The 16,359-nt window shown below is 69.6% G+C and carries 16 protein-coding genes and 1 riboswitch; of the genes, 5 read left to right on the top strand and 11 right to left on the bottom strand.

Annotation, left to right across the window (positions count from 1 at the left end):
• Position 1: 1 nt before the first annotated feature.
• The 5 genes from ACEN2S_RS13935 to ACEN2S_RS13915 are packed head-to-tail and all read right to left on the bottom strand — an operon-like array spanning position 2 to position 6,520.
• The gene (locus ACEN2S_RS13935; RefSeq protein WP_441866768.1) at positions 2-631 is read right to left on the bottom strand and encodes a precorrin-8X methylmutase; all 630 of its coding nucleotides are present in this window, start codon (positions 629-631) and stop codon (positions 2-4) included.
• Positions 621-1,811 carry a precorrin-3B synthase gene (gene cobG, locus ACEN2S_RS13930; RefSeq protein ID WP_441866767.1) on the bottom strand — a complete coding sequence of 397 codons (1,191 nt, stop codon included), beginning with the start codon at positions 1,809-1,811 and terminating at the stop codon, positions 621-623. The genes ACEN2S_RS13935 and cobG overlap by 11 nt, the downstream gene beginning before the upstream one ends.
• Positions 1,808-5,098, bottom strand: a complete 3,291-nt coding sequence (cobN, locus tag ACEN2S_RS13925; protein ID WP_441866766.1) for a cobaltochelatase subunit CobN — start codon at positions 5,096-5,098, stop codon at positions 1,808-1,810. Before cobN ends, cobG begins: the two co-directional genes overlap by 4 nt.
• Positions 5,098-6,147, bottom strand: a complete 1,050-nt coding sequence (gene cobW, locus ACEN2S_RS13920) for a cobalamin biosynthesis protein CobW (RefSeq protein ID WP_441866765.1) — start codon at positions 6,145-6,147, stop codon at positions 5,098-5,100. Before cobW ends, cobN begins: the two co-directional genes overlap by 1 nt.
• On the bottom strand, positions 6,140-6,520 hold the full coding sequence (locus ACEN2S_RS13915) for a DUF1636 family protein (protein ID WP_441866764.1): 381 nt from the start codon (positions 6,518-6,520) through the stop codon (positions 6,140-6,142). The genes cobW and ACEN2S_RS13915 overlap by 8 nt, the downstream gene beginning before the upstream one ends.
• A gap of 87 nt (positions 6,521-6,607) precedes the next feature.
• A riboswitch (cobalamin riboswitch) is annotated at positions 6,608-6,825 on the bottom strand.
• Positions 6,826-6,864: 39 nt separating this feature from the next.
• Between ACEN2S_RS13915 and cobO the strand changes: the two genes are divergently transcribed.
• Together cobO and ACEN2S_RS13905 are read left to right on the top strand one after the other, a co-directional pair.
• Positions 6,865-7,482, top strand: coding sequence for a cob(I)yrinic acid a,c-diamide adenosyltransferase (cobO, locus tag ACEN2S_RS13910; protein ID WP_441866763.1), 618 nt, complete (start codon positions 6,865-6,867; stop codon positions 7,480-7,482).
• 262 nt (positions 7,483-7,744) lie between these two features.
• Entirely contained in the window at positions 7,745-9,187 is a 1,443-nt protein-coding gene (locus ACEN2S_RS13905; RefSeq protein ID WP_441866762.1) for a cobyric acid synthase, read from the top strand.
• A gap of 36 nt (positions 9,188-9,223) precedes the next feature.
• On the opposite strand, the gene bluB is transcribed toward ACEN2S_RS13905, so the two are convergent.
• Genes bluB through ACEN2S_RS13880 form a run of 5 tightly spaced genes read right to left on the bottom strand, consistent with a single transcriptional unit; the run spans position 9,224 to position 13,224 of the window.
• A complete protein-coding gene (gene bluB, locus ACEN2S_RS13900) occupies positions 9,224-9,847 on the bottom strand; it encodes a 5,6-dimethylbenzimidazole synthase (RefSeq protein WP_441866761.1) in 624 nt (207 codons plus the stop codon).
• Positions 9,837-10,814 carry a threonine-phosphate decarboxylase CobD gene (gene cobD, locus ACEN2S_RS13895; RefSeq protein WP_441866760.1) on the bottom strand — a complete coding sequence of 326 codons (978 nt, stop codon included), beginning with the start codon at positions 10,812-10,814 and terminating at the stop codon, positions 9,837-9,839. Before cobD ends, bluB begins: the two co-directional genes overlap by 11 nt.
• A 9-nt stretch (positions 10,815-10,823) precedes the next feature.
• Positions 10,824-11,765 carry an adenosylcobinamide-phosphate synthase CbiB gene (gene cbiB, locus ACEN2S_RS13890; RefSeq protein ID WP_441866759.1) on the bottom strand — a complete coding sequence of 314 codons (942 nt, stop codon included), beginning with the start codon at positions 11,763-11,765 and terminating at the stop codon, positions 10,824-10,826.
• Positions 11,765-12,595, bottom strand: coding sequence for a propanediol utilization protein (locus tag ACEN2S_RS13885; protein ID WP_441866758.1), 831 nt, complete (start codon positions 12,593-12,595; stop codon positions 11,765-11,767). The genes cbiB and ACEN2S_RS13885 overlap by 1 nt, the downstream gene beginning before the upstream one ends.
• Positions 12,592-13,224: a histidine phosphatase family protein gene (locus tag ACEN2S_RS13880; protein WP_441866757.1), complete on the bottom strand. Its 633-nt coding sequence runs from the start codon at positions 13,222-13,224 to the stop codon at positions 12,592-12,594. The genes ACEN2S_RS13885 and ACEN2S_RS13880 overlap by 4 nt, the downstream gene beginning before the upstream one ends.
• Positions 13,225-13,305: 81 nt before the next feature.
• Here ACEN2S_RS13880 and cobU point away from each other — a divergent pair, with 81 nt between their 5' ends.
• From cobU to cobS, 3 genes are read left to right on the top strand one after another with little or no spacing between them, the layout of a single operon-like run.
• Positions 13,306-13,809 carry a bifunctional adenosylcobinamide kinase/adenosylcobinamide-phosphate guanylyltransferase gene (gene cobU, locus ACEN2S_RS13875; protein WP_441866756.1) on the top strand — a complete coding sequence of 168 codons (504 nt, stop codon included), beginning with the start codon at positions 13,306-13,308 and terminating at the stop codon, positions 13,807-13,809.
• Positions 13,809-14,831, top strand: a complete 1,023-nt coding sequence (cobT, locus tag ACEN2S_RS13870) for a nicotinate-nucleotide--dimethylbenzimidazole phosphoribosyltransferase (RefSeq protein WP_441866876.1) — start codon at positions 13,809-13,811, stop codon at positions 14,829-14,831. The genes cobU and cobT overlap by 1 nt, the downstream gene beginning before the upstream one ends.
• Positions 14,831-15,577 (top strand): adenosylcobinamide-GDP ribazoletransferase, encoded by a 747-nt coding sequence (cobS, locus tag ACEN2S_RS13865; RefSeq protein ID WP_441866755.1) that lies wholly within the window; start codon positions 14,831-14,833, stop codon positions 15,575-15,577. Before cobT ends, cobS begins: the two co-directional genes overlap by 1 nt.
• Here cobS and recO read toward each other — a convergent pair.
• Positions 15,574-16,353, bottom strand: a complete 780-nt coding sequence (gene recO, locus ACEN2S_RS13860) for a DNA repair protein RecO (protein WP_441866754.1) — start codon at positions 16,351-16,353, stop codon at positions 15,574-15,576. The genes cobS and recO overlap by 4 nt on opposite strands.
• Between the last annotated feature and the right edge of the window lie 6 nt (positions 16,354-16,359).

The raw sequence follows: 16,359 nt of genomic DNA, 5'->3' as shown, positions 1-16,359 counted from the left end.
GCTACTCCTTGCGGCAGGCGAGCGCATTGACCGCCGCCACCGTGATTGCCGATCCGCCCAAGCGCCCCAGCACGGCCATGGAGGGCACCGGCGCTGCCTCCATCAAGGCGGCTTTGGATTCCGCCGCACCGATGAAACCGACCGGACAGCCGATGATCGCGGCAGGGCGCGGGCAGGCGGGGTCCTCCAGCATGTTCAGGAGGTGAAAAAGCGCGGTCGGCGCATTGCCGATCGCCACCACCGCCCCCGCCAGATGCGGCCGCCACAGCTCCAGCGCCGCCGCCGAGCGGGTGTTCTCCATCTCGCGCGCCAAAGCCGGGACCCGCGGGTCCTGCAAGGTGCAGAGAATCTGGTTGTCGGCGGGCAGGCGCGAGCGGGTGATCCCTTCGGAGACCATGCGCACATCGCACAGGATCGGCGCGCCCGCTTCCAGTGCCGTCCGGGCGGCGATGGCCATGCCGGGGGTGAAGGCCACATGCGCCTCCAGCCCGACCATGCCCGCCGCATGGATCATGCGCACGGCGACCACCTCTTCCTCGGGGGTGAAGCGCGCGAGATCCGCCTCGGCCCGGATGGTGGCAAAGCTCTGGCGATAGATCGTGGCGCCGTCTTTTTCGTAGCTATGGGGCATCGGGGGCCTTCAGGAAGAGATCAGGGGTGGCGGTCAGGGCGGCAGCGGACAGGCCGGGCCGGGTGGCGGGATCACGGGCGGTGCCGTGGCGGATCAGGTCATAGCCCGTCGCGGTGGCGGTCAGGGTCAGCGCGGCGGGGCCGGGATGGGCGCAGCCTTTCGCACAGCCCGAGACATGCAGCAAGGCACCCTCTGGCAAGAGCGCGGGCCCGGTGGCGAGATGCGCGGCCAGCGCGCGGGCGAGCGGGCGGGTGCTGCCCCGCGCCTGCGGGCAGCCGGGGGCGCCGGTGCAGGCGACCACCCGGCGCAGCGGATCATCGGGGTCGGTGATCAGCCCGGCCAGACGCGGCAAGTTGGTCAGCCCTTCAATCAAGAGCATCCGCCAGGGCGTGACCCGCAGCGCGGGTCCGAGCGGCGCAAGTGCCGCCAAAGTGCCCGCGGTCAGCTGCCCGAACTCAAAGCCGATCAACGCCCCCCATGCTGTCAGGCCGGGGCCGGGCACGGAGCGGGGGGAAGCGGGGGGCCGGCCCCCCGCCTGCACGCCCGCCGGGCGTGCCCCCCCTCTGATCAGCGCCGCCATGCGGCCGCGCCCCTCCGTCACACCGCCGCTCTGCACGAACCAGCGCGCCAGCCGCACCGCCTCATGGGCCGCATCGGCCAGACCCACCGGGCAGCCCAGCGCCATGCCGTCGGCCCGCAGGATCAGACCGCCCTCCGCGCTTCGCTCCAGCCGGATGTCGGCAGCGCAGTCCTGCAGCACCGGCGCGGGGCCGATGTCGATGGCAAAGCCGAATTTCCCCGGCAGCTCCGGGGCTTCGGCCAGCGCAGCCTCCAGCGCGGCGGCGAGTTCCTGAACCCCGTCGCCGGGGCTCCAGAGCGGGGTCACCAGGATGTTGCGCCGGGTCTCTTGCGCCAGATCGGCGTCAATCAGCCCCACCGCGCGCAGATCGGCGATGAGGGCTTCATGCGTCTCGGCCCGCACGCCGCGCAGCTGAACATTGCCACGGGCCGAAAGGTCGATCAGCCCATTGCCATGCTCTGCCGACGCCGCCGCGATGGCGCTCGCCTGCGCGGTCGTCAACCGGCCGCCATGCGGGCGCACCCGCACCACCAGCCCATCGCCCGATGCCATCGGCCGCAGCGCGCCGGGGCACCAGCCCTGAATGACCGGATCGCTCATGCCCCGCCCTCCGCTTGTGCCGGGGCCCGTGCAGATGCCGCTGCCGGAGCCTCCAACGCGGCGCGGATCGAGTTGCGGCGGGTCTGCCAGAGCCCCGCCGTCGCCAATTGCCGGAACTTTTCCTGCATGGCCGCCAAAGCGCCCGGATTCTCGCGCGCGAGGAAATCCACGACATCCTCGCGGCCCAAAGTGGCGTCGTGATAAAGGTCAAAGAGATGCGCGGGCACGACGCCTGCCAGATGCGCGAAACTCGCCATATGGTCGAGCGTCGCGGCAATCTCGGCGCCGCCGCGAAAACCATGCGCCATCATGCCCTCGGCCCAGCGCGGCTGCGCGGCGCGGGCGCGCACCACCCGGGCAATCTCTTCGCCCAGGGTCCGCGCGCGCGGGTCATCGGGCCGCGTGGCATCCATGTGGTAAAGCGCCGCCTGCCCGCCCAGCGTGGCAGAGGCCGCCGCAAAGCCCGCCTCATGTGCCGCGTAATCCGAGGCGACCAGCACATCGGTTTCGGTCAGGTCCTGCACATGCACGAAAGCATCCGCCGCCCGCACCCGCGCCTCCAGCGCCGCGCGCTCGGGGCTGGTGCCCCCCTGCGCGTCAATGGCCCAGGACGATCCCTGCAACCAGGCCTCGCCCGCCGCCGCCCGCCCTTCGGCGCTGTAATCCTCCAGCGCTTCGTTCATCCCCAGACCGTAGAGCCCCGGTTTCGGGCCAAATACCCGGGGGCTGGCCGTGCGGTAGGGATTGTCGCCGGGCGCCTCCTCGCGCTCGGCCAGCGCGGCGGCGGCGGCCTCGAACATCTGCGCGAGTCCGGGAAAGACATCGCGGAAAAGGCCCGAAACCCGCAAGGTCACGTCAATCCGTGGCCGCCCGAGCAGGGCCAGCGGGATCACCTCAAAGCCCGACACCCGGGCCGAGCCCTCGTCCCAGCGCGGTGCAAGGCCCGCAAGATGCAGCGCCATGGCGAATTCCTCGCCCGCCGTCCGCATCGTCGCTGACCCCCAGAGGTCAATGACCAACCCCTTCGGCCAGTCGCCCTGATCCTGCAAATGGCGGCGCAAGAGCTCTTCGGCCAGCTTCACCCCCTGCGCATGGGCGGCGCGCGAGGGCACGGCGCGCGGATCAGTGGTGAAAAGGTTGCGCCCGGTCGGCAGCACATCCGAGCGGCCGCGATAGGGCGAGCCCGACGGCCCCGCCGTCACCCGTGCGCCGCCCAACGCCGCCAGGAGGCCTGCGCGCTCCTCGGCACCGCAAGCACCCCGGCCATAGATGTGCAGCCCCTCGCCGAACTGGCTTTCCTTGATGTCGCAGACGAAACGGTCGATGCGGGTCAGGGCTTCGGCGGCGCTGGCGCCCTGCGGGATGCCCAGATCCTCCTCAACCCCCGCCGCCTGCGCCTCGCCGCGGATATCGCCGATCAGCCGGTCGCGGCGGGCGGGGTCGAGGCCTTCGGCGGTGGAATATTCGTCCAGCAGGCGCTCAAGATGGCTCAGGCCTTCGGGCACCGAGCTTGCCACCTGTGGCGGTGGCAGATGGCCCAGCGTCACCGCGCCGATCCGGCGTTTGGCCTGCGCCGCCTCGCCCGGGTCATTGACGATGAAGGGATAAATCACCGGCAGCGGCCCCAGAAGCGCCTCGGGCCAGCAGGCCTCCGAGAGGGCCACCGATTTGCCGGGCAGCCATTCCAGCGTGCCATGCGCGCCCATATGGATCAGCGCATGCAGCCCCTGCGACCGCAGCCAGAGGTAGAAGGCCACATAGGCGTGCCGGGGGGTGCGTGACAGGTCATGGTAGTCATCCTCGCGCGCCGCCACATCGCCGCGCTCGGGTTGCAGCGCCAGCAGCACCGCGCCGCGCCGCAAAGCGGGAAAGCGGAAGGCACCGTCGCGGACCATCGGGTCGGTTTCGGCGGGCCCCCAAGCCTCAGCCAGCCGGGTGCGCAGGTCTTCGGGCAGGGTGGCCAGCGCGGCCGAATAGTCCGCCAGCGGCCAGCTCAGGGTTTCGTCCCCCAGCGCTTTGCCAAGATCGCTGCCACTTTCGGTAGCATAGCCCGCCCCGGCCAGATCGCCGAGCACGGCCTCGGCGGAGGCCAGCGCATCGAGACCCACGGCATGGGCCAGCTGATGCGCCTTGCCGGGATAGGTGGAGAGGATGAGGGCCAGTTGCCGTTCCCGCGCCGGGGTACGCGCGAGGCGGATCCAGGCGGCGACACGCTCGGCCACAGCCTCAATCCGCAGGGGGTCGGCGCGATGGGCAAAGCGGGAATATTGCAGATCGGGGTCGCGCGCGCCGGGGGATTTGAAGCTGACCACCCCGGCGAAAAGCCGCCCGTCCACCTCGGGCAGCACCACATGCATGGCGAGATCGGCGGGCGAGAGTCCGCGCTCGGACCCCGCCCAATCGCGCCGCCGTGCGGTGGAGAGGGCGAGCTGGAACACCGGACATCCGGCGGCATCCAAAGGCGAGCTGCCATCCGGTCCCTGCGCCGAAAAGGCGGTGGCGTTGAGGATGGCGGCGGGCGGGTGCGCCGCCAGATGCCCGCGCAGCCACTGGGCCGCAGCGGGGGATTTCAGCGAGGGGGCAAAGGCGCCATGGGCGGCAAAGCCCCGCGCCCGGAGCGCCCGGATCAGCGCATCCACCGGGCCGGTATCGGCGGCGGTCAGATAGCTGCGGTAAAAGGTCACCAGAACCTCGGGCGCGCGCGCGGACGCCGGGGGCAGGGCGGTCAGTACCCCGGCATCCGGGTCATAAAAGCCAAAGTCCGGCACCGATTTGGCGCCCATCACCGGCCCGGCATAGAGCCCCGCCGCCAGTGCGAGCTGCGCCAATGCTGCCTGCGCCGCCACCGCGCCGCCCGCCTCACAGAGGCTGGAGAGCTGGCGCAGGGTCGAAACCGGCAGGGTCGAGAGCGCATCGAGCCGCGCATCAGGCCGCCCGTCGCCCGGCAGCACCGCCAAAGCAATCCCGCGCCGCCGCGCCAGATCCTGCAGGCTCGAGAGGCCATAGGGCCAATAGGCCTCGCCGCCGATCAGCCGCACGAGGATACCGCGCGCGCCGTGCAAGGTCTGCTCGACATAGGTGTCAACCGAGAGCGGATGCCGCAGCGCCACAAGGTTCGCCAGCCGCAGGGTCGGCAGGCGCTCCCGTCCCCGTTGCCAGCCTGCCGCGAAAGCCCCGAGGTCACTGTCGGAATAGGACAGAACCACCAGATCGGCCGGGCTTTGGCCCAGATCGATCGGGGTGTCGGATTCCTCCAGCCCGTGACTTTCGCGAAAGACGACATGCATCAGGCGACAGCGACCTCCGGGATCAGGACGGCGCGGATCGCAGCCGGATCAACGTCATGATGCTCGGCAATGACGACGAGGCGCGAGGCGCGCGCCTCCGTGCCCCAGGGCCGGTCAAACTGCGTGCGGATGCGCGACCCCACCGCCTGCACCAAAAGGCGCATCGGTTTGCCGGTGATCGCCACATAGCCTTTGACGCGCAGGATGTCCTGCTCTTCCGCCAGACGGGTGATTGCGGCCACCAAAGCCTCAACACTGTCCTGTTCGGGGAGTTCAATCACCACCGAGTCGAAATCGTCATGCTCGTGATCGTCGGCCCCATCGTGATGCGAGGGGCGGGCGGCCAGATCATCCTCAGCGGCGGCATTGAGGCCGAGGATGACGCGCGGGTCAATCACGCCCTCGGTCATCGGCAGAATCGGGATCACACGCGGCGCTTCGGCCAGAATGATCTCGCGCGCGGCGGCCAGACCCGCTTCGCCCGCCAGATCGGCCTTGGACAACAGCACGATATCGGCGCAGGCGATCTGATCCTCGAAAACCTCCGAGAGGGGCGTCTCGTGGTCAAGGCTGTCATCCGCCGCGCGCTGCGCTTCCACCGCCGCCTCATCGGGGGCAAAGCGGCCCGCCGCCACCGCCTCGGCGTCGGCCAGCGCGATCACGCCATCCACGGTGATGCGCGAGCGGATCGCCGGCCAGTCAAAGGCCTTCAGCAGCGGCTTCGGCAAAGCCAGCCCCGAGGTTTCGATCAGGATATGATCCGGGCGCTGCGGCAGCGCCATCAGCGCCTCGATCGTCGGGATGAAGTCATCGGCGACGGTGCAGCAGATGCAGCCGTTGGCCAATTCGACGATATTCTCGACCGGGCAGCTCTCATCGGCGCAGGATTTCAGAATGTCGCCATCCACACCGACGGTGCCGAATTCATTGACCAGAACGGCGAGGCGCTTGCCCTGCGGGTTCTGCATCAGATGCCGGATCAGCGTGGTTTTCCCGGCGCCGAGAAAGCCGGTGATCACGGTCACCGGAATTTTGGTCAGATCAGACATCTTGGGTCTCCGTCGGAATGGGGGTCAGGGGAGGAATACGGGCAAGGCTTTGCTTGCGGAAAATCACCGGGCGCTCGCGCCAGGGCACGATGCCATCGGCGCTCTGCGCATAAGCGGCGGCCCCGGCAAGGATCTCGGGCGCGTCATCCGTGGTCATGCGGCCATACACATAGGACCAGCAGCCCGGGGCCGACAGCGCCACCGCGCAACCCGCGTTGCAGGCGGAAAGGCATTCGACGCCGACAATCCGCACCCCTTCGGGGGCGCCTGTCGCCGTCAGCGCGGCCTGAAGGCGCGCGCCGGGCGGAATGTCACCCTCGGGCACGGGTTCACCCGCGCGGCAGGTGGTGCAGACGTGAAGCGTAACGGTCATCGCCGGTCCTCATGGGGACGCCGGGGCATGGCCAGAGGCGGGGCCGGATTGCCCCTGCCTGCCGGTCGCGGAACACCCCGTCCGCCCGTTCAGTCACATGCGCTGGCAGGTCTCCCGGCTTGCGGATTCAGGGTTTCCCCACCGGTCCACCCTCCTTCCCGGCATCTGCCAGTGGCTGGGCGGACCTTTCCGGTCACGGTCGCGGGGGCGGCTGCGCTTCGCGTTTCCGACCGGAACAGTCGGAAACCCTGTCGCATTCCCTCTTCGCCTGTCCTAAGACAGGAACCAACGCCGCCTCACCTGAGGCACGAAGCCCCTGCTTGTCAAGGATGAGGAGCGACGAGATGACCGAAGTCAGCGACCTGGAAGCCAAACACGCCAGCAAGATGGCCAAGAAAAAAGCCGCGCGGGATAAGATCATGGCGGGGAAATCCGGCGAAAAAGGCCTGATCATCGTCCACACCGGGCCGGGCAAGGGAAAATCCTCCTCCGGCTTTGGCATGATCCTGCGCTGCATCGCCCATGAGATGCCCTGCGCGGTGGTGCAGTTCATCAAAGGCGCCTGGGACACCGGCGAGCGGCGCCTGATCGAGACGCATTTTTCGGATCTCTGCCAGTTTCACGCGATGGGGGAAGGCTTTACCTGGGAAACTCAGGACCGCGCCCGCGACATCGCCGCGGCGCAAGCCGGATGGGCCAAGGCCAAGGAGCTGATCCTGAACCCCGAAATCCGCTTTGTGCTGCTCGATGAGATCAACATCGCCTTGCGCTACGATTATCTGGATATCGCCGAAGTGGTGCGCTTCCTCGTCGAAGAAAAGCCACCCCTGACGCATGTGGTGCTGACTGGTCGCAATGCGAAAGACGAGTTGATCGAGATCGCCGATCTGGTGACCGAGATGACACTGGTAAAGCATCCGTTCCGCTCGGGCATCAAGGGGCAGAAGGGCGTCGAATTCTGACCTCTTCTCCTGCGTGAATGGTGCAAGGCAGGTATTTATACCAAGAAGAAAAGGCTGGACTCATGATCAGGGCGTGGCAGACTTTCAGGGCGGTACAGGGAGAGGTCCCGATGACCGCCCAAGGAGAAAGCGCCGCGTTTCCCCCGCCCGGGCGGCCCGAAGCGCGGCGCCCCTTGGCTGTCCGCTCCCCTTTCTTCTTGGCGAAAAATACCTCCGCCGGAGGCTTCCGCAGTCAGGTTCGGTGCGGCGGCGGAGGGATGCGATGACCGCGGTGATGATCCAGGGGGCGGGCTCGAACGTGGGCAAGTCGCTGATTGTGGCGGGTCTCTGCCGGGCGGCGTTGAGACGGGGGCTGACGGTGGCACCGTTCAAGCCGCAGAACATGTCCAACAATGCAGCCGTGACGGTGGACGGCGGCGAAATCGGGCGCGCGCAGGCGTTGCAGGCTTTGGCCTCGGGGCGGTTGCCGCATACCGATATGAACCCGGTTCTGTTGAAGCCTGAGAGCGAAATGGGCTCGCAGGTGGTCGTGCAGGGGCGGCGGATCGCCACGGTGAAGGCGCGCGACTATGCGAAGTTGAAACCGCAGCTGATGGTTTCGGTGCTGGAGAGTTTCCGGCGGTTGCAGGCTGAAGTTGATCTCGTGATTGTCGAGGGGGCAGGCAGCCCGGCCGAGGTCAATCTGCGGGCGGGGGATATTGCCAATATGGGCTTTGCCCGCGCGGCGGATGTGCCGGTGGTGCTCGTGGGGGACATTGACCGGGGCGGGGTGATTGCGCAGATCCTCGGGACCCAGTTGGTGCTTGACCCTGAGGACGCGGCGATGGTTGGGGGCTTTCTCATCAACAAGTTTCGCGGCGACCCGCGGCTCTTTGACGATGGGTATCAGCTGATCTCGGCGCGCAGCGGTTGGCCGGGGTTTGGCGTGGTGCCCTATTTCGCGGGGGCGGCGGATCTGCCGGCGGAGGATGCGCTCGACATTCAGGGGGGCGGTTCGGGAGCCTGCAAGATCGTCTGTCTGCAATTCTCGCGCATTGCGAATTTCGATGATCTGGATCCGTTGAAGCTGGAGCCGGGGGTTGAGGTGGTGATGCTGCGCCCGGGGCAGCCGATCCCCGGCGATGCGCGGCTGGTGATCCTGCCGGGCAGCAAATCGACGCGGGGCGATCTGGCCTTTCTGCGGGCGCAGGGCTGGGATGTGGATCTCGCGGCGCATGTGCGGCGGGGCGGGCATGTCTTGGGCATTTGCGGCGGCTATCAGATGCTGGGACAGAGGATCTCGGACCCGGAGGGGATCGAGGGTGCGCCGGGTGAGATGGTGGGGCTTGGCTTTCTGGACGTGGAGACGGTGATGACGCCGGATAAGCGACTGACGCGGACAACGGCCGAGCATGTGGGTTCGGGCCTGACCGTCGAAGGCTATGAGATCCACATCGGCCGCACCGAGGGGCCGGACCGGGCGCGGCCTTTCGCGCGGGTCGCGGGCACGCCGGAGGGGGCTGTGAGTGCGGATGGCCGCATCATCGGCAGCTATCTGCACGGGCTTTTCGCCGAAGATGGGTTCCGGGCGGCGTTTCTGGCCGGGCTCGGCGTTTCGGCGGGGGCCGTCAATTATGGCGCGCGGGTGGAGGCGCGGCTCGATGAGCTGGCCGCGCATCTGGAGGCGCATCTCGATGTCCCGGCGCTGCTCGGTTTGGCGCGTTAAGGGCCTCCGGCGGGGATATTTGACCGAAGCAAGACCTTAGCGTTCGCGCCAGGCGTCATGGGTGTTTTCCTGCCAGCCTTTGCGGTGCAAGAGCGGCGTGTCATCGGTAAACTCCGGATAGCCGAGGCAGATATAGGCGGCAAATTCCCAGCCCGGTGGCACGGCAAACAGCGCCTCGATCGCGCGGGGTTCGAGGATGGAGACCATGCCGAGGCCAAGGTTGCGGGCGCGGGCGGCGAGCCAGAGCGTGTGGATCGCCATCGCGGTGGATTGCCGCAGGGTTTCGGGCAGGGTGCGGCGGCCGAGGCCGTGGCCCTCGGGCGGATCGGATTCGGTGAAGACCGCCAGCTGCACCGGGGCGGCATCGAGGCCCGCCAGTTTCAGCGCCAGATATTCCGTCAGCTTTTCATCGCTGTAATCGGCGGCGGCCTCGGCATTGCAGCGGTTGAAATTCGCCCGCACCGCGGCGCGAAGCCCGGGGTCGGTGACGCGGATCACCCGCCAGGGCCGGGCATTGCCGACCGAGGGCGCGTAATCCATCAGCTCTTCCAGCTCATCGAGCAGTGCCTGCGGCACCGGGTCGGTGCGGAAATGCCGCACATCGCGCCGCCAGCGCAGCACCTGCGTCAGCGCCTCGGATTGGGCATTGTCAAACTGCATGGAGGCTCTCCAGTGCTTGGGTGAGGCGGTCCCATTCCGCGGGCGTCCCGGGCAGGCCGAGGCGCAGCCAGCGGTCGGAATAGGGGAAGCGGCGCGACCAGATGCGGTGGCGGGCCAGCGCGTCCTGCGCCGCCGCCGCCTGCGGGGTGTCGTAGAGACGAAAGAGCGTGCTGCCGCCGCGCGGGGTCCATCCGGCGCGTTCGGCCAGCGCGTCAAGGCGGGGGGCTTCCTCTGCCAGACGCCGGGTTGTGGCCTCGGCCCAGGCGGTATCGGCCAGCGCGCGGGTGCCGATGGCGAGGGCGGCGCCCGAGACGGGCCAGGGCCCGGCCATCTCGGCCAGCGCCGCGATTTCGGCAGCGCCCCCCAGCACAAAGCCCAGCCGCAGCCCGGCCAGCCCGTAGAATTTGCCAAAGGAGCGCAGCACCAGCAGGCCCGCGCGCCCGGCCTGCGGCGTCAGCGACATCTCGGGCGTCATATCGCCAAAGCTCTCATCCACCACCAGACGGCCCACGCGTTCAAGGAGGGCCTGCAACGCGGCGGGCGGATGCTGGCGGCCATCGGGGTTGTTGGGGTTGACCACCACCGCCAGATCGGCGCCTGCGAGATCGGCTAGGGTGGCGACTTCCTCCACCTGCCAGCCCGCAGCGCGCAGGGCGGCGGCATGTTCGTTATAGGTGGGGGCAAGCACGCGGGCGCGGCCCGGACGGCCCAGACGCGGGATCATCTGGATGGCGCCCTGCGCGCCTGCCAGCGCCAGCATCGGCGCGCGGGTGCTCCAGGCGCGGCGTGCCGCTTCGATCAACGCGGCCTGCGCGCTGCGGGTGGGCAGCATCGTCCAGACCTCGGGCGGCATGTCGGGCAGCGGATAGGGCACACGGTTGATCCCGGTGGAGAGGTCGATCCACTCGGCCAAGGTGCCGCCGTGACGGCTGACTGCCGCGTCGATATTGCCACCGTGATCGCGCATTCTTCCCCCCTAAGCTGTCGCCAGCGCCACGAGCATCAGCCCGAGCAGCAGCATCGCCCGCCGATAGAGCACCAGCCCGCGCCGGATGTCCTCTGCCCCCGGATCGGCGGCCTCTGCATTGACCCAGGGCTCCTCTGCCACCCGGTCGCCATAGATCCTCGGCCCGGAAAGGCGGATCTGCAAGGCCCCGGCCAAAGATGCCTCGGGCCAGCCCGCATTGGGCGAGCGGTGGTGTGACGCGTCGCGCGCCATCGTGGTGAGGGCCGCGCGGGGGCGGCCGGAGGCCAGCGCGAACAACAGCCCGGTCAGCCGCGCCGGGATCAGGTTCACGCCGTCGTCGATGCGGGCCGAGGCCCAGCCAAAGGCTTCGTGCCGGGGGCTGCGGTGGCCGATCATCGAATCCAAAGTGTTGATCGCCTTGTACCCCGCGATGCCGGGCAGGCCCAGCAACGCCCCCCAAAACAGCGGCGCGACGATCCCGTCCGAGGTATTCTCGGCCAGGCTTTCGAGGGCGGCGCGCGCGACCCCTGCGGCATCAAGCCGCGCCGGGTCACGGCCCACGATCATCGCCACTGCCGCCCGCGCGCCCGCCAGATCGCCCGCACTGAGCGGCCGCGCGACGGCGACGACATGGTCATGCATCGCGCGGGTGGCCACCAGCGGCCAGGCCAGAACCCCGGTGATCAGCATGCCCGCGACGCCGCCCGGCAGCAGGCGGGCGACCAGCCAGCAGGGCAGGACGGCGGCGGCAATCACCACCAGCGCGGCGGCGATACCCATGATCCGGCGGGTGAGGTCGCGGTGATGGCTGTGGTTCCAGCGGCGGTCGAGATGGCCGATCAGCCGCCCGATCCAGGTGACCGGATGGCCGATGCGCGCATAAAGCGGCGCGGGCCAGCCAAGGCCCGCATCCACCACCATCGCCACCGCCATTGCGCCTGCTGCCAGCATCAGTTCCCCCCGATCAGAAAGGTTGTGATCCGGGAAAAACCCGCCCGGCGCAAGTCTGCCCTTGCGCCCGCAGGCACCTTCCCCGGGGCAAAGAGCAGCGCGCGCGCGGCCCCGGTATGCGCTATCGCCCAGCCCAGCGCCCCGTGGCGCGCCGCCAGTGCCGCCGTCGGATCGGGGTTTGGACCCCGCTGCGCCAGGGTGCGGGCGGCGGAGAGGCTGGCGAGGGCGGCCACTGCCGCCGCCCCTTTTGCACAGGCGTCGGGCCAGCGCGCCACAAGGTCGCTGATGTCGGGAAAATCCAGATCCTGCGGGTCTGTGCGCTGGCCCGGCCCGAAAAAGCCGCCCAGCACCTGCAGCCGGGGCAGCGGTGGCAGCGCGGCCAGAATCCGCCCCTCGCGCGAGGCCCAGAGGAGCCGCTCGGGCCGGGGCAGCATCAGCGGATCGCTGGCGCCTTCGGTGATCCGGCAGGCATGGGCGATGCGGGCGGGGTCATATTCTCCGGCGGCCCGCGCCAGTGCGACGCGCGCCGCGGTCGAGGCCCCGGCCCCGCCGCCCGGCGGCATGTCGAGGCGCAGGGTGAAGCGGCCGCGCAGGGGCAGGTCGAGGGCGCGCAGAAACCGGGCGGCCTCGCTGCGGGTCAGGGCGCGGGCACCGGGTTGGTGCAGGGTGAACTGGCGGGGCCTGTGGCTGGCGGCGGTGCCCTCGGCCGTGGCGCGCACCAGCAGGGCGGGGCATGGCAGGGTGATCAGCGCCAAGGGGCCAGAGGCGCCGAGCCGCCCTTGCAACAGCTCGCCGAAATGGCCCGCGACCGAGACCTCTGCCACGCTCATGCCGCGCTCCGGTTGACATAGGCGACGGAGAAGGAGAGCGCATCCGCCTCGGGCAGCACCCGGATCAGCGTCACCGACAGCGGCGCGATTTCAAATCCGAGGCCCGCCGAGGGCACCCCCAGCGCCCATGACAGTGCCGCCCGGATCACCCCGGCATGCGCCACAACCGCCACCCGCCCCCCCGAGGCCGCCGCGATGAGCCCCGGTGTCACGCGGGCGCAGAGATCGGCAAAACTCTCGCCCTGCGGTGGGCGGTGCTGCGCCAAAGCGTCGCGGGAGAGGGGGCCGAGATCGGGCAGATCGGCGGGAGAAGTCCCCTCCCAGAGGCCGAAATCCTGCTCCCACAGGCGTGCATCCTCGGTGGCCTTTCCGGTGGCGGGTGCCGTCCCAAACAGCGCCGCAAGGGTCATCTGGCAGCGGCGCGCGGGCGAGGTGATCAGCCGGTCCGGCACGCCGATCAGCTGCCGCCGTGCCTCCAGCTCGGCCGCGCCGGGCAAAAGCGCCCCCACATCGCGGCGCCCGGCCAACAGCCCGCCATTGTCCGCCGGGGCATGGCGGATCAGCAGGAGGTCGGTCGCGCGGCGCGGCGGGGTGGGGACAGAAGGGGGCGTCGTTTCAGGGCGGGTCACGGTCGGCTTTGCCCCTTTTCAAACGGGCGGAATGGTGTTTCTTGGGCGCCAACCCGCCCGGTTGGCGGCACAGGAGGGCATATGAGCGTGATACTCATCACAGGTGGCGCGCGTTCGGGCAAGAGCCTGATCGCGGAAAACCGGGTCCTCGCTTTGCCGGGCCGTCCGGTCTACATCGCCACGGCGGAGGCACAGGACGCCGAGATGGCGGCCCGGATCGCCCAGCATCAGGCCCGCCGCGATGCCCGCTGGGCCGACCGGCCCGCGCCGCTGGATCTGGTGGCGGCGCTGGCGGAAACCGATGGTGGCGGCCCGCGTCTGGTGGATTGCCTGACGCTCTGGCTCTCCAATCTGATGTTCGCCGAGCGCGACTGGCGGCAGGCCGGGGCGGAACTGGTGACGGCGCTGGCGGCTCAGAAAAGCCCGGTGGTGCTGGTGACGAATGAGGTGGGCCTCGGTATCGTGCCCGACAATGCGCTGGCGCGGGCGTTTCGTGACGCCGCCGGCACGCTGAACCAGATGATTGCCCAAGCCGCGGATGAAGTGATTTTCGCGGTCGCGGGTCTGCCGATGAAGGTGAAATGATGAGCCAAACCCCCTTTCCCGCGGCTTCCTTTGCCGCGCTGACCGAAGCGCTGACCACGCTGCCCGCCGCCGATGCGGAGGCGGCCGGGGCCGCACGTGCGCGCCAGAACAGCCTGACCAAACCGCCGGGCAGTCTGGGGATGCTCGAGGATCTGGCAGTGTTCATGGCCGGTTGGCGGGGCACGGAGCGGCCGAAAATCGTCCGCGCCCAGGCGGTGATTTTCGCGGGCAACCACGGGATCTGCGCGCAGGGCGTGAACCCCTTCCCGCAGGAAGTCACCGCGCAGATGGTGACGAATTTCCAGCATGGCGGTGCCTCGATCAACCAGCTCTGCCGGGCGAATGGCGCCGATCTTTCGGTGGTCGCGCTGGATCTGGACACCCCGACGCAGGATTTCACCACCGGCCCGGCGATGAGCGAGGCCGAGGTGCTGGACGCGATGGCGCGTGGTGCGGCGGCAGTGGACAGGGGCGCGGATGTGCTGCTGCTGGGCGAAATGGGGATTGGCAATTCCACCATCGCGGCGGCGCTGGCCACGGCGATTTTCGGCGGTGCGGCCTCGGATTGGGTCGGCCCCGGCACCGGCTCGGATGCGAGTGGCATGTCGCTGAAAGCGCGGGTGATCGAGGCGGGGCTCGAGCGCCACGCGGCGGCCAAGGGCAACCCGCTGGCACTGCTCGCGGCCTTTGGCGGGCGCGAGCAGGCAGCGATCTGCGGCGCGGTGATCGCGGCGCGGCAGGCGCGGATTCCGGTGCTGCTCGACGGGTTCATCTGCACGGCGGCGGCGGCGGTGCTGGCGGGCACGCCGGGCGCGCTCGACCACTGTCTTGTCGGGCATGAGAGCGCCGAGCCGGGCCATGCGCGGCTGCTGAAAGCGCTCGGCAAACGCGGGATTCTCGATCTGGGGCTGCGGCTGGGCGAAGGCTCGGGCGCGGCGCTGGCGCTGGGCGTGCTGCGCGCGGCGCTGGAGGTGCATAACGGCATGGCGACCTTTGCCGAAGCCGGGGTGTCGGGCGGCTGATGCGCGCGCGCTGGGATCAGTTCCGGCTGGCGGTGATGCTGTTGACCCGGCTGCCGGTGGGGCGGCTGCGCGATCCGCTGCCCGCGATGGGCAGCGCCGCCTGGGCCTTTCCGCTGGCGGGCCTGCTGGCGGCAGCGCCCCCGGCGGCGGTGATCTGGCTGACCCTGCCGCATCTGCCGCCGCTGATGGCGGCGCTTTTGGCGCTGATGGCGGGATTGCTGGTCACCGGCGGGCTGCATGAGGACGGGCTTGCCGATCTGGCCGATGGTCTGGGAGGTGGCGCCACCCGCGCCCGCAAGCTGGAAATCATGCGCGACAGCCGTATCGGCTCTTATGGCGGGCTGGCGCTGGTGCTGGGGATCGGGTTGCGGGCCACGGGCCTCGCGGCGGCGCCCGATGCCACCACGGCCGCTTTGGCCGTGCTGGCGTTGGGAGCAGCAAGCCGCGGAGGCCTGCCGCTGATCCTCACCTTTCAGCCCCCCGCGCGGGACGATGGTCTGGGTGCCTCCGCCCGCAGCGCAGGGCGTCTCGGTGCGCTCGCTGCGCTGGGCTTTGGCGTTGTTGCACTGGTTCTGGTGGGCCATGCGGCTCTGGCGACGGGAGCGGCGATCGCCCTTGCCGGGGCGGCGCTGACGGCGCTCTGCCAGCGGCAGCTCGGTGGCTATAGTGGTGACACATTGGGCGCCACGCAGCAGATCTGTGAGATCGCGGGCTGGGTCGCGCTGGCCGCCTGCTGGAATGCCTAAACCTGCTGGCGCGAGAGCGCCGCGATCAACCGGTTGCGCGCCTCGGGCAAAGGCCGGGTGCCGAGCGCCGGGGCCAGATGCGTGGCGAGAAAATGGCCGGTGACCGCCAGCCCCTGCGCCAGTTCACCCGCCATCGCCGGACCCTGCCCCAACAGACATTGCGGCAGCGGCAAGAGCCGGGGCGCCCAATCGCCCGCGGCCCCGCGGCTGATGGCACGGCCGGTCTTCGGGCTGACAAAGGCCAGATCCTCGCGGCTGCCGGTCACAGCACAGCGGCTGAGATCCAGCCCGTGCCCCATCTCCTCCAGAAGCTGCATCTCCCAGCGCAGATAGGCGAGCGGCCAATCGGGATGCCCGGCGGAGAGTTGCCCCAGCAATTCCTCGGTCCGGTCGTGCAATGCCGGATGCGGGTCACGCTCGGGCAGCACGAAGACCAAAAGCGCGCAGATGGCGTTGAGGCCGCTGAGCGCCAGCCGGTCCGATAGAATACCCGCCCGGCTGATCAGCGGCTCGGCGGTAAAGCTGCCCAGATGATCCTCCAGCCGGGCGCGCCAGGCGAGGGTGACCCGGTTGCCCGGTTGGATGACCGGCGCAATCTTGCGCGACACGCCGCCCCGCACCACCCCTGCGTGACGCCCGCGGTCGCGGGTGAACACCTCAAGGATCACCGAGGTTTCCCCATGCGGGCGCAGCGAAAGGATGGTGCCGTCTTCCCGCCAGTCCACGTGTCGCAGTCTCCCCCTTTGCTTGGTACAAAATATCCCCGCCGGAGGCATCCGGCG

It is taken from the genome of Phaeovulum sp. W22_SRMD_FR3 (assembly GCF_052113705.1).
GTDB lineage: Bacteria > Pseudomonadota > Alphaproteobacteria > Rhodobacterales > Rhodobacteraceae > JBGQOG01.
Note: the sequence above shows the minus strand (reverse complement) of the source record. Positions and strands in the feature narration are given on the sequence as shown.